Origin of the sequence: Pseudomonas sp. YY-1 (genome assembly GCF_002843095.1) — a bacterium.
GTDB lineage: Bacteria > Pseudomonadota > Gammaproteobacteria > Pseudomonadales > Pseudomonadaceae > Aquipseudomonas > Aquipseudomonas sediminis_A.
The window spans coordinates 184583-197631 of the sequence record NZ_PJLX01000007.1 but is presented as its reverse complement, the minus strand read 5'-3'; the positions used below and the strand labels follow the sequence as shown (position 1 = coordinate 197631).

The following is a 13049-nucleotide window of genomic DNA, read 5'->3' as shown; positions in this document are numbered from 1 at the left end:
GCTTGATGCCTATAATAACGGCCTTTGTCTCTGCTCCTGCCGGAATCCGCCATGCGCCGCCTGCTCTTTTCGTTGCTCTGCCTGTTCGCCCTCTCCAGCCTGCCCGTCATCGCCGCCGATCGCGTCGGCCTGGTGTTGTCCGGCGGCGCCGCCCGTGGCCTGGCGCACATTGGCGTGCTCAAGGCGCTGGAGGAGCAAGGTATTCGCATAGATGCCATCGCCGGCACCAGCATGGGCGCCATCGTCGGCGGGCTGTACGCGTCCGGCTATTCGGTGGCGGAACTTGAGCGTCTGGCGCTGGAACTGGACTGGCAACAGGCGCTGTCCGACTCACCGCCACGTGAGGACGTACCTTTCCGGCGCAAGCAGGACGACCGCGATTTCCTGATCAAGCAGAAACTCAGCTTTCGCGACGACGGCAGCCTTGGCCTGCCGCTGGGCGTGATCCAGGGCCAGAACCTGGCGCTGCTGCTGGAAAGTCTGCTGGTACACCGCAGTGCCACTCGCGACTTCGATCATCTACCGATCCCTTATCGCGCCGTGGCCACAGATGTGGTCACGGGCGAACAGGTGATCATGGGCAACGGCCACCTGCCGCAGGTGATGCGCGCCAGCATGTCGATCCCGGCGGTGTTCGCCCCGGTGGAAGTAGACGGTCGCCTGCTGGTCGACGGCGGCATGGTCAACAACGTGCCCATCGACGTGGCGCGACAGATGGGCGTCGATCACGTCATCGTCGTCGACCTGGGCATGCCACTGAAACCGGCCAAGGAGCTGCTCACCGTCGTCGACGTGATGAACCAGTCGATCAACCTGATGATGCGCAAGAACTCCGAGGCGCAACTCGAAACGCTGGAAGCGGACGACGTATTGATCCTGCCACCTCTGGCTGGCTTTGGCGTCGCCGACTTCAATCGTGGCGAACAGATGATGGAGGCCGGCTATCGCGCCACGCAGATTCAGGCAGAGCGTTTGGCTCGCTTGCGCACCGGCAGTGCCGGCAACCCGGCACTGGCCATGGCGCGCTCGCGCGAACAGCGCACACCGGTGATTCGCGAGATCCATGTGGAGAACGACTCGAAAGTCGGCGACGCGGTGATTCGCCGGCACATTCGCCAGCCACTCGGCGAGCCACTGGACATGGATCGCCTGCAAAAAGACATGGGCACCCTTTACGGCCTGGACTACTTTGAGCGCGTGCAATACCGCGTAGAGCCGCTGGACGAGCGCGGTAGCGCCCTGGTGATCGATGCGCGCGGCAAGCGCACCGGCACCGACTATCTGCGCCTGGGGCTGAACCTGTCCGACGACATGCGCGGCGACAGCGCCTTCAATATCGGCGCCAGTTACCGCATCAACGGCATCAACGGCATCAACGAGCTCGGCGCCGAATGGCTGACTCGCTTGCAACTGGGTGACCGCCAGGAGCTCTACAGCGAGTTTTATCAGCCGCTGGACGCTGGCTCACGTTACTTCGTCGCGCCCTACCTGTTCGGCGAGGCGCAGAACGTCGAAGCGATTCTGGACAACGACCCGATCGCAGAATACCGCCTGGAGCGCTACGGCTACGGTCTCAACCTCGGTCGGCAGATCGCCAACAACGGCGAGATTCGCTTCGGTATCGCCCAGGCCTGGGGCGAGGCGGATGTACGCGTCGGCGAACGTGATCTGCCCAGCTTCAGCTTCAGCGAGGGGTATTACGAGCTGCTGTACTCCTTCGACACCCTGGACAACCTCGACTTCCCACGTACAGGCGAGGACATCGGTCTGATGCTGCGCAAGTATGATCACGGCCTGGGCTCGGACGAGGAATATCGCCAATGGCAGCTGAAACTGGACAAGGCCTATAGTCACGGCCCCAATACCTGGCTGTTCGGTGGGCGCTACGGGCGCACCCTGGATCAGGCGGAGGTGGTCACCTCGGGCTTCATCCTCGGTGGCGCCCAGGAATTGTCGGGCTTTCGCCAGGACTCGCTGAGCGGCCAGAACATGGCCTTGGCACGGATGATCTACTACCGGCGCATGACGCAAACCTCGATGCTGCCGCTGAACTTCCCGCTGTACCTGGGCATGTCGTTGGAGCGCGGCCGCGCCTGGAACAACGACAACGCCTTCGACAGTGGCTATATCAATGCAGCCAGCATCTTCCTCGGCCTGGACACCCCGCTAGGCCCGCTGAACTTCAGCTACGGCTTCAACGACGAGCGGGAGAAGGCGCTGTATCTCAATCTGGGCAAGAGCTTCTGAAACGACCAGGCCGCGACATATGCGCGGCCTGGTCAGGTACAGCGACACAGCCTTTCAGGCGATTTCCGCCAGCAACTGACGCGCGGCCTTCCTCTGCTCGTCATCGCCGTGATCGATCACCTCGTTGAGGATGTCGCAGGCGGTGGCGATATCGCCCTGCTTGATATAAGCCAGCGCCTGGTTGAGCTGGGCCATGTGTTCAGGGTCGGTCGCCAGTTGGTCGATATCGCCCTGCAGCGCAGCAGTGGCATCAGCATCGCCGGCAAAAACGTCGAGGAAGTTGTCATCCAGCCCCGGCACGTCATCGTTCAGCACCATTTCCATCTCACCGAAGGCGCTCAACTGCTCGTCTTCATGATGCAGCTCGAATACCTCCGGCAGCTCCTGCAGGTTGCTGGCGAACGACGGGTCGAACTCCGGCTCTGCAGCGGCCTTGGGTTTGGCCTTGGAGGCAGCAGGGAAAGGGCTGACCAGATCCCAGTCGGCATCCAGCGACAGGTCGTCGAGGTTGAGCTGGAAATCAGGTTCAGTCGCAGGCGCTGCCGCCGGCTGCAGCGCAGCCACAGGCTCGGTCGGTGCCTGCTGAGTCGCCAGCAGATCAGGATGACGCGCCTTCAGCGCATCGATGCGTACGGTGTCGAACTCTTCGGCACGCAGCACCGCCTCCTCACGCGCAAAACCTGCTCCATCGCCCAACAGTGCCAGCACCTCCAGTAGACGGAAGCGCAGATCGCTGCGCTGCGGGTCCTGAGCCAGCGCCTTGCTAAGCTCACCACGCGCCTCGCTGACACGACCGTAGGCAATGTAGACATTGGCCGCCTCGAGCGGGTCGACCGGCCCTTGAGCACGTGCCGGGGCTGGCGTCGGGACAGCCTTGGCCACCGGAGCAGCATCAACGGGAACGGCAACCGCCGCGAGTTGCGGACGAGGCGGTTGCTGAGGTGGCTGCGCCTTTGGCTGGACCTGCACCACCGGTTTGGTTTTCTCGCCACGGCGCCGCACAGCCCAGAACAGCGCACCGAGCAGTAGCAGAAGCCCAATGCCACCGGCCAACAATGTCGACCACCAGCCACGCTCAGCGGGCGCCTGCTCGATACTGACCGGCGCGGCGGCAATGGGCTGGGGGACCGGCTCGGCCGGCGGACGCGCTGCCAGCTCAGCCAACTGAGCATCCTTCTGCGCCAATTGCTCCTGCAACTGCTGCAGTTGCACTTGCAGTTGCGCCAGCCCTTGTTGCAGTTGCAGGTTTTCCGCAGCCTGGTTGGCCAGTTCCAGATCGACCTGGCGCTGTTTCTCGGCCAACAGCTCCAGGCTTTCGGTTTGTTGCAGTGCAGGTTCGAGAGCAGCCAGAGGCGCGCTTACAGGCCCTTCGGTCGCACTTTCCGTGGCTGCAGGGTCGACCTCGGCAGCGACTGGAGCAGCGGCCGGCTGAGTAGCCTCAGCACGAGCGGCATCCGGCAGCAGCAGGTCAGCGCCAGCCTGTAGACGACTTGGATCGCCGCCAGCGAAGGCATTCGGGTTGAGGGCAAGAATGCCTTCCATCAACGCCTGTTGAGACAACGTGCTGCCCTGCTCACGCAGACGCGCGGCGATGGACCAAAGGCTGTCGCCACGGCTGACCTGATGACGGTGCCCAGCAGATGCACTCGGCGGCGTGACCGCTCTGACTGACGAGGCTGGTGCAGCGGTGCGGCTAGAGGGTTGCGATACGGCAGCAGCGCTTGGCGCGGCTACAGCGGAATAAGCCGAAGAGCCAGGTGGATCGAGCAGAACCGTGTATTCACGCAGTAGCTGGCCGTTGGGACGCGCCACTTCGACGATAAAGTTCAGGTATGGCTCGCGCACCGGGCGGTTGGACACCACGCGAATCACGTTACGTGAACCCTGCAGAAGCGGCGTAAAACGCAGGTCGTTGAGAAAGTAGAAGCGCTCGACACCCGAACGGCTGAACACCTCGGCCGAGGCCAGACCGACACGCAGATCCTGCGCGCCCAGGTCGCCCAACTCGAGCAGCTCGATTTCCGCCTCGAATGGCTGATTGAGCGCCGAATGCAGCGTGATTTCACCCAAACCGAGCGCTGGTGCCATTCCCGAATAGAGAGCGGACCCCGACGCCAAACCCAACATTAACTGACGCACCCGAGCCATGTGACCTCCAGGCTTATCCGGCTCGAACGCCACCTCCTCGACTTCCTGTCTGAGCGTCCCTTGGCCGGGAGGCTGGCGCCCTTGATAATTCCGAGAACGAGCGACAAGGTCCTTGTCGAGACCGCCTCGAATTGCATTATGGCTACTAATTCACAAAGTAGCGGCTTGGACGCCAGTTTGCCGACGAAAGCACGGTGCCATCAAGTTGAATCAGTCAAAAACTAGGCGCAGAAAAGATCTGCTCAAACAATGATCGGGTTTTTGACGGTGCAGGCGGTCACTTCATCAGGTTGCCGAGCACTCGAGCATGCACCTGCTGACAGCGGCGCAGATCATCCTCGTCGATACCGGCGAAGACTTCATGGCGCAGTTGGGTAGAAATCGCTTCGATCTTCTCGATCAGAGGCTGCGCATTCGGTTGCAACGCAATCTTCTTGGCACGGCGATCTTCGGGTACCGCCACACGAATCACCAGCCCTTGGCTTTCGAGGCTGTCGAGTAGGCGCGCCAGAGTCGGCCCTTCTACGCCGACGCTCTGCGCCAATTCACGCTGGGTCGGCATTTCGCTGAAACGCGCCAGGTGCAGCAGCACCAGCCAGCGAGCCTGGGACAAGCCAAGGCCCACCAGGCGCCTATCGAGTTCGGAACGCCAGGCACGGGAAAGCTGGGCAACCTGCATGGCAAAGCGATGTTGATCGGGATAAGACATGGGCAAGCGGACTCATACAAAGGTCAAAAACTAATTATTAGCCAGCTAGCCATAACCCGATGCACAGGGCAAGCGCAGATTGCGCCACGTGCATTGCAGAATGCGACCGACACCTTGCCCACGGCTCCAACTCAGACCGCAACCCTGTTACGCCCGAAAGCCTTTGCCTCGTATAGCGCTCGGTCGGCCTGTTCGTACAGCTGGCTCAATTCAGGTTGGCTATCGGGGCTCAGGCAAGCGACGCCGATGGACATGGTCAGTACATCTGCGCTCCCGGAGCCGCGGAGAGAAATGCCCGCTTCCTCCAGCGAATGGCGCAAAGCCTCGGCCCGTAGCCTGGCTTCATCGGCGCTGATGTCGAACAACAACAGCGCGAACTCCTCACCGCCAAGCCGTACGCCCATATCCAGTGGCCGCCGCGCAGCCTGCTCGATCAGTGCTCCGACACGCTGCAAAGCCGCGTCGCCAGCCTGATGGCCGTAGCAATCGTTGTATGCCTTGAAATGGTCGATGTCGCAGAGCAGCAGTGCCAGCGATATACCCTCACGCTGCGCCTGGCGCCAAAGGCGCTCGAACTGTCGGTTGAAACTGCGACGGTTGTGCAGCCCAGTAAGACTGTCGTGGTGGGCAAGCAGATGCATCAGGCGGCTGATCAGAAAATGCTCGCGTGATTTGTATTCCAGGAGGTAGCAACCGACGGCGCCGATAAGATTACCGAACCCCAGGAACAGCAGGTTGTTGATCAATCGTGGAGCCGGCAGCCCTGCAGCCAATTCCGCCAGCACATAGGCGAGCAACACCACCAGAGAACAGGCAAGCGCCTCGCTCAAACGCAGGCCGACCAGAAAGTACGCCGCCATGCTCACCAGCAGCAGGCCTTCATAGGGGTAGCCAGGGTCGGCGCGATGAGCGATACCGACAATCACCGTTGCCCCCACGCCGAGCACGAGGATACAGATCATGCTCAGCGGCAACAGAAGATGGCTGTGGCGCCGCCGCAGGATCAGGGTCGCGCAAACCAGCAGGATGACCAGCGCCACCAGGCGCACTGCGATCACCCAGCCCAGGTGCGATGCAGGCACCACCAACATGTCCAGCACCGTCAGGGCCAGCCAGATGACCGTGGCGACGCAGAGCGCGATACGTTTGAGTTCGAAGCCGTCCTCAAGCATATGCGCACGATATTCACGCTCGAGAGCGCGGGAAAAACGCAACCGCCGAAACCCCAGGCTCAACTGCTCGGCATAAGGGCTCGGACGAACCTCGTCGTACCAGGCGTGATAGTCAGGCACCCTCACCTCGTTATCTGGCGGCCTGCCCACACCTTAGCCCTGCGAGCGAAATGCCGCCAGAATCAGGCTGCCAGGTTTCACCGAGGACGCTTAGATCTCGAACTCGGCCTGCAGCGCCGCACGCACGCAGTAGAGCACCGCTTCGTCGACCCGTCCGGCGAACAGCGGGGCAATCTCGCTGACGGCCGGTAACTCGCCCTCGCCATCGAGGAAGGTCTCCTGAATCTCGCCCAATAGCTCCTCAGGAAGATCCAGCGCCTGCTCCAGGGTCAGTTGCTGCTGGGCGATTGCCTCGGCCAGCAGGCTGTAGACGTTCTTCTCGGTGCAACCCAACTGGCCGGCGATTTGCGTCGGGGTCATACCGGCGCGAGCCAGGCTGACCAGCTCATGACGCAGATCGGCCACCGGCGGTGGCGTGTCATCCGCGCCGCTGCCATTGAGTACTTCCAGGAAGGCCTGGCCGTAGCGTTCCAGCTTGCGCGCTCCGACGCCGCTGACCTCGGCCATTTCACTCAGCGAGCTGGGCTGGCTGCGCAACATTTCCAGCAACGTGGCATCAGGGAAGATCACGTACGGCGGTACGCTGTGCTCTTCGGCCAACTTACGACGCAGACTGCGTAGCGCCTCCCACATGTCCCGCTCATGGCCGCGCACCAGTTGGCTGGCAGCGCTACTGGAGGCCTTGGCCGCCTGCGCCGGCTTGGGCTCACGACGCAGTTGCAGGCTGACCTCACCACGCAGCAGCGGCCTGCAGGTCTCACTCAGGCGCAAACCACCGAAACCTTCCAGATCGACATCGGCCAAGCCGCGGGCGACCAACTGGCGGAACAGGGTTCGCCACTCGACTTCGGAAAAACCCTTGCCGACGCCGAACACTGCCAGGTGCTGATGACCCGCGGCGCGAATCTTCTCGTTGTCACGGCCCAGCAGAATGTCCACCAGATGGCCGACGCCGTAGCGCTGGCCACTGCGGTAGACCGCCGACAACGCCTGACGCGCCGGCTCGGTGGCATCCCAGGTCTCGACGCCATCGATACAGTTATCGCAATGCCCGCAGGGGTTGGGCAATTCTTCATCGAAGTAGGCCAGCAGCGCCTGACGGCGACAGCGTGTTTCCTCGCACAAGGCGAGCATGGCATCGAGCTTGTGCTGCTCGATACGTTTGTGGCGCTCGTCGCCTTCGGAATTGTTGAGCATCTGCTTGAGGAAGATCACGTCCTGCAGGCCGTAAGCCATCCAGGCATCGGCCGGCAGACCGTCACGACCGGCGCGACCGGTCTCCTGGTAGTAGGCTTCCAGCGATTTGGGCAGATCGAGGTGACAGACGAAGCGCACGTTGGGCTTGTCGATGCCCATGCCGAAGGCAATTGTGGCCACCATGATCAGGCCTTCCTCATTGAGAAAGCGCTTTTGATTGAAGGCACGCAATTCGTTGGGCAGGCCGGCGTGATAAGGCAAGGCCGGGAAGCCCTGACTGCTGAGAAAGTCGGCAACCTCCTCGACCTTCTTGCGCGACAGGCAATAGACGATGCCGGCATCGCCCTTGCGCGCGGCGAGAAAACCGAGCAGTTGCTTGCGCGGCTGATCCTTGGGCTGAATGCGATAGAAGATGTTCGGCCGGTCGAAGCTCGACAGAAAGCGCTCGGCGTTATCCAGATGCAGGCGCTGGACGATTTCCTCACGGGTACGTTTGTCCGCGGTGGCGGTCAGGGCGATGCGCGGTACATTGGGAAACAGCTCAGCAAGCTGACCGAGCTGCAGGTACTCAGGCCGGAAATCATGCCCCCACTGCGACACGCAGTGCGCTTCATCGATGGCAAACAGGGCGATATCCAGGCCCTGCAGGAAACTCAGCATGCGCGGCTGCACCAGGCGCTCGGGCGCCAGGTAGAGCATCTTGATCTGCCCGCGACGGATACGGTCGGCGATCTCGCGCTGCTCGTCAGGGCTCAAGGTGGAATTCAGCGCCACAGCTGCCACACCCAACTCGTCGAGGGTGGCCACCTGATCGTCCATCAAGGCGATCAGCGGTGAAACCACCACCGCCAGACCCTCGCGCATCAGTGCCGGCACCTGGAAGCATAGCGACTTGCCGCCGCCGGTAGGCATCAACACCAAGGCATCGCCGCCGCCAGCCACACGCTCGATGATCGCGGCCTGATTGCCGCGAAAGGCGTCGTAGCCGAAAACGTCTTTGAGAATGCGCATGGCGTGGTCGAGCATGAAGGCCTCCAAATCTAGCCGCGCATTATGCCGCAGGATCGCAGGTAACAGGGCGCCTACCCGTCCGAAGCCGTTGAATCGCCGTCAGTAGAGCACCCGCGCTGGTCGCAGAGGCAGCGGTGAACTAGAATCCTTCCTCGTTTATCCCCTAAGCCTCAAGGTAACCCCACGATGTCCTTCGCTGAGCAACTGTCCCGCCTGCAAGCCTTTCTCGATGCCGATGAGCTGCACGAAGAGGCGTTGGACTACGTGGCCGCCCATGGCTACCTGACAGCCCTGGCGATCTGCCCCGATCAGGTGCCAGACCGCGAGTGGATCGACGCGCTGTTCGCTGAGCCGCCGCACTACCGCAGCGACGCCGAACGCGAAGAGATCGAAAGCACCCTGATCCACCTGAAGGCGCATATCGCCCGTCAGCTGGCTGGCGAAGAAGAGCCTGAACTGCCCTGCGACCTGGACCTCGGCGAAGAGCCGGACGACTCCGACCTGCGCGGCTGGTGCATCGGTTTCATGGAAGGCGTGTTCCTGCGTGAAGCCGTGTGGTTCGAAGATGCCGAAGACGAAGTCAGCGAGCTGCTGCTGCCGATCATGGTCGGCTCGGGTCTGTTCGACGAGCAGCAGGAATTTGCCGAGATCGCTCGCGACCGCGACCTGGTGGATAGCATGATCGACCAGATTCCCGAGCTGCTGACCGCCCTCTTCCTGCTGTGCCAGGCTCCGGAAGAAAAACCTGCGCTGCTCAAACCCCGCCACTGACAGTGCCAGCCGGGGCCCAGCCCCGGCTGCCGCCAAGACCCACACATGCCGCGTGATATCCAGCCAAGCCGCCACCGCAGTGTCCGCTACCTGCTGCTGAGCATCGGCTGGCTGAGCGTGGCCCTCGGGGTCATTGGCATCTTCCTGCCCGTACTGCCGACCACGCCGTTCCTGCTGCTGGCGGCGGCCTGCTTCGTACGCAGCTCACGGCGTTTCTACCTCTGGCTGGTCACCCACCCGCACCTGGGTCCATGGATTCGCGATTACCTGGAAGGCCAGGGCATCCCGCTCAAGGGCAAGATCTACGCCCTGGTGCTGATGTGGGCCAGCATCAGCTTTTCCTGCTATCTGGTGCCCATGCTCTGGGCGCGCGTATTCATGCTGAGCAGTGCGGTGCTGGTCAGCCTGTACATCCTCAAGCAGAAAACCCTGCCCAATCCCTGAGCGCTAAACGCATCCCGGATTGCATTCGGCTACGGCTACCAGCCACCTCTTCGACAAGCTTTTGACGCTACTTCCTTGCTCTAACGAAGCGGCCGGCAAAAATCCGACACCTCGCCTAGACTCTGTCAATCGAGCCTGGAGACGACGACCCCATGCGACGGCTGCGCGTTCAGGGATGGCGGTGGCGGCTGCTGATCCTGTGGATTGGCGGCGCGCTGCTGGCCGCGTTGGCAGTCGCCGACTGGGACTTTGCCGTGATCGTGAAGAACGCGGAAACCCGCTACGGCAACCTCGGCCCGGCTCGCAAACGCATTCTCGACTGGGAAGAGTTGATCAAGAGCAGCGCCAGCCTGAACGAGCCGGACAAGCTCAACGAGGTCAATCGCTTCTTCAACCGCACCATCCGCTTCGTCGATGACATCCAACTCTGGCGCGAGAACGACTACTGGGCCACGCCAGTAGAAATGCTGGTCAAGGGCGCAGGCGATTGCGAGGACTACTCCATCGCCAAGTACTTCACCCTGCGCCGCCTCGGTATCCCCAGCGAGAAGCTGCGCATCACCTACGTCAAGGCGCTGAATTACAACCAGGCGCACATGGTGCTGACCTACTACGCCAGCCCCACTGCCGAGCCGTTGGTACTGGACAACCTGATCAACGACATCCGCCCTGCCTCACAACGCAACGACCTGCTGCCGGTGTACGCCTTCAATGCCGAAGGCCTCTACCTGCCCGGTTCGAACACGCGCAAGAGCGACTCCAAGAAGCTCTCGCGCTGGCAGGACATCCTGAAAAAAATGCATGCCGAAGGTTTCGCCGTGGGCGAAGGCTAGGAGGAAACCATGTCCCTGCTCAAACAACTGTTCCTCGCCATCTGCCTGTTCCTGGTGGTTGCCTTCACCGGCAGCTTCATCGCCAGTGTCGAAAGCTCGCGCGAACAGTCGATCAGTCAACTGCGCTCGCACGCTCAGGATGCCGCCACGGCACTGGGCCTGTCGCTGACCCCGCACGTGGACGATCCGACGATGATCGAGCTGATGGTCAGTTCGATCTTCGACAGTGGCTACTTCACCAGCATTCGCGTGGTGCGCATCGCCGACGACAGCGTGATCGTCGAGCGCAGCACCGAGATCAAACCCGAAAACGTACCCGACTGGTTCGTCGACCTGGTCGATCTGCGGCCCCAGGGTGGCGATGCATTGATCATGCGCGGCTGGGAGCAGGCAGCACGGGTCGAAGTGCTCAGCCACCCGCAGTTCGCCCTCGCCCGCCTGTGGGACAGCGCCATTGGCAGCTTGCTCTGGCTATTGCTCTGCGGCCTGGTCAGTGCCGTGCTCGGCGGCTGGCTGCTGCGTACCCAACTGCGACCATTGGACAACATGGTGCAGCAGGCGCAGGCCATTACTCGCCGTGAATTTCTCACCCTGCCCCGCGTGCCACGCACACCGGAACTCAAACGTGTGGTGCTGGCGATGAACCAGATGGTCGACAAGCTCAAGACGCTGTTCGCCGAAGAGGCCACGCGCAGCGAGAAATTGCGCGAAGAAGCCTATCAGGACAGTCTCACCGGCCTGGCCAACCGCCGTCAGTTCGACATACGCCTGAGCAACCAGTTGGTGATCAACGAGCAGCATCCAGATGGCTATCTGTTGCTGCTGCGCCTCAACGACCTGGGCGGCCTCAACCAGCGTCTCGGTGGTCAACGCACCGACGCGCTGATCGCCGCGCTGGGCGATCAACTCAGACAACTGCTGGCGCTACCAGGGCGCAGCCAATGGCTGGCATCGCGCAACCGCGGCGGCGAGTTCACGCTGCTGGCGCCCGGTCTCAATAGCGAGGACGCAGAGCGCCTGGCCAGTGAGCTAAGCGAAGCGCTGAACAGCCTGAAGCAGACCGGTGCCAGCGACTGCGATCCCGTTGCCCACATCGGGATTGCCGCCTTTCGTCCCGGCGAACAGAGCGAGGTGGTGCTGAGTCGCGCGGACCAGGCGTTAGCTCAGGCACAGAGCAACACCGACAAGTGCTGGGAACGCCTCGACGACTTCACCGCCCGGACCACTCAGGGCTTGCATGACTGGCGCAGCTGGATCGACGATGCGCTGACTCAGGGCAAACTGCAGTTATATTTCCAGCCTGTCGCCGAATGCGCGACGGGCAGGCTCATGCAGCACAAGGTCCTGGCACGCCTGCTTGATCCAGCCGGCGAAGCAATCACCGCCGGGCGCTTCCTGCCCTGGATCGAGCGCCTGGGCTGGACCGCGCGCTTCGATCTGGCGATGCTCGAACACAGCCTGGAGCACCTGACGCAACATCCTCGCCCTCTGGCGTTGAGCCTGTCTGCCGCGACCCTGCGTAATCAACAGGACAAAGCGCGCCTGCTGGATGCGCTGAACAGGCACAAAGACGTAGCGCACCTGATGACGCTGGAAATCGATGAACGCCACCTACCGCCACCCGCCGAGCTGGAAGCGCTGAGCCAGGCGATTCGTGAGGCAGGTTTCAGCCTGGGCCTGCAGCATTTCGGTGGGCGCTTCAGCCTGATTGGTAACCTCACCCACCTGGGCCTGGCGTACCTGAAGATCGACGGTACCTACATCCGCGCCATCGACCAGGAGGGCGACAAGCGGATGTTCATCGAAGCGATCTTCCGCGCCACCAACAACATCGACCTGCCGTTGATCGCCGAGATGGTGGAAACCGAAGAGGAACTCGCAGTGCTGACCGAACTGGGCATCCACGGCGCCATGGGCCGTCTGATCGGCGCACCGGCGCCGTGGGGCAAGCAATAGCTGCAGGAGCCCCTACCGGGGGTAGTTTCTGAAAATTACGGTTGGCGCACCGGCCGCTTCGCCGCGCGGCGCATAGCCTACAAAGGCCTGGTTTAAACCAGATCGTGCTCGTCGTCGCCAAGCAGGCCGCTGAGACCCTCGATTTCGGCGCGGGCGATGGCACGCTGGTCGAGCTTCTGCCGAGCGGCCTCGGGCAGGTCGGTGTAGCGGATCACACCGCGCTCTACAAGCACGCTGACCACGTCTTCCAACACGCGCACCAGCTCCAGGTCGGATTGCTTCAGGCTGTCCAGGCGCGCCTTGACCTCTTCCTTGGCAGCCAGCCAGGTATGCAACTCCTCGCTTTCGACTGCCAGGTTTTCCGTCATCCCTTCGAAGGGTTCATGTTCAACCCGCAACAAACGCCCGGCCGCGTCGCGCTGTACGTAAACCATGCCTATT

10 protein-coding genes are annotated in these 13049 nt (G+C 62.2%); 5 read left to right on the top strand and 5 right to left on the bottom strand.

Features of this window, described 5'->3' with window-relative positions; all coding sequences use genetic code 11:
- Window positions 1-51 precede the first annotated feature (51 nt).
- Window positions 52-2247, top strand: coding sequence for a patatin-like phospholipase family protein (locus CXP40_RS12435; protein ID WP_106733966.1), 2196 nt, complete (start codon window positions 52-54; stop codon window positions 2245-2247).
- Window positions 2248-2301: 54 nt separating this feature from the next.
- Here the strand turns inward: CXP40_RS12435 and CXP40_RS12430 are convergent, their stop codons facing one another.
- The 4 genes from CXP40_RS12430 to recQ form a co-directional block, all read right to left on the bottom strand.
- Window positions 2302-4335: a FimV/HubP family polar landmark protein gene (locus tag CXP40_RS12430; protein ID WP_106733965.1), complete on the bottom strand. Its 2034-nt coding sequence runs from the start codon at window positions 4333-4335 to the stop codon at window positions 2302-2304.
- Between the two features lie 337 nt (window positions 4336-4672).
- The gene (locus tag CXP40_RS12425) at window positions 4673-5104 is read right to left on the bottom strand and encodes a MarR family transcriptional regulator (protein WP_106733964.1); all 432 of its coding nucleotides are present in this window, start codon (window positions 5102-5104) and stop codon (window positions 4673-4675) included.
- Between the two features lie 131 nt (window positions 5105-5235).
- Window positions 5236-6396: a diguanylate cyclase gene (locus CXP40_RS12420; protein ID WP_106733963.1), complete on the bottom strand. Its 1161-nt coding sequence runs from the start codon at window positions 6394-6396 to the stop codon at window positions 5236-5238.
- A gap of 90 nt (window positions 6397-6486) precedes the next feature.
- Window positions 6487-8619: a DNA helicase RecQ gene (gene recQ / locus CXP40_RS12415; RefSeq protein WP_106733962.1), complete on the bottom strand. Its 2133-nt coding sequence runs from the start codon at window positions 8617-8619 to the stop codon at window positions 6487-6489.
- A gap of 171 nt (window positions 8620-8790) precedes the next feature.
- Here recQ and CXP40_RS12410 point away from each other — a divergent pair, with 171 nt between their 5' ends.
- From CXP40_RS12410 to lapD, 4 genes are all read left to right on the top strand, one after another.
- The gene (locus CXP40_RS12410) at window positions 8791-9375 is read left to right on the top strand and encodes a YecA family protein (RefSeq protein WP_106733961.1); all 585 of its coding nucleotides are present in this window, start codon (window positions 8791-8793) and stop codon (window positions 9373-9375) included.
- A gap of 45 nt (window positions 9376-9420) precedes the next feature.
- Complete coding sequence (locus CXP40_RS12405; RefSeq protein ID WP_106733960.1) at window positions 9421-9819, top strand: YbaN family protein; 399 nt, start codon at window positions 9421-9423, stop codon at window positions 9817-9819.
- Window positions 9820-9971: 152 nt separating this feature from the next.
- Window positions 9972-10652 carry a cysteine protease LapG gene (gene lapG, locus CXP40_RS12400; RefSeq protein WP_106733959.1) on the top strand — a complete coding sequence of 227 codons (681 nt, stop codon included), beginning with the start codon at window positions 9972-9974 and terminating at the stop codon, window positions 10650-10652.
- A gap of 9 nt (window positions 10653-10661) precedes the next feature.
- Window positions 10662-12608: a cyclic di-GMP receptor LapD gene (gene lapD, locus CXP40_RS12395; protein ID WP_106733958.1), complete on the top strand. Its 1947-nt coding sequence runs from the start codon at window positions 10662-10664 to the stop codon at window positions 12606-12608.
- Between the two features lie 92 nt (window positions 12609-12700).
- Here lapD and CXP40_RS12390 read toward each other — a convergent pair whose 3' ends face one another.
- Window positions 12701-13042, bottom strand: a complete 342-nt coding sequence (locus CXP40_RS12390) for a tryptophan synthase subunit beta (RefSeq protein ID WP_099525332.1) — start codon at window positions 13040-13042, stop codon at window positions 12701-12703.
- Window positions 13043-13049 lie beyond the last annotated feature (7 nt).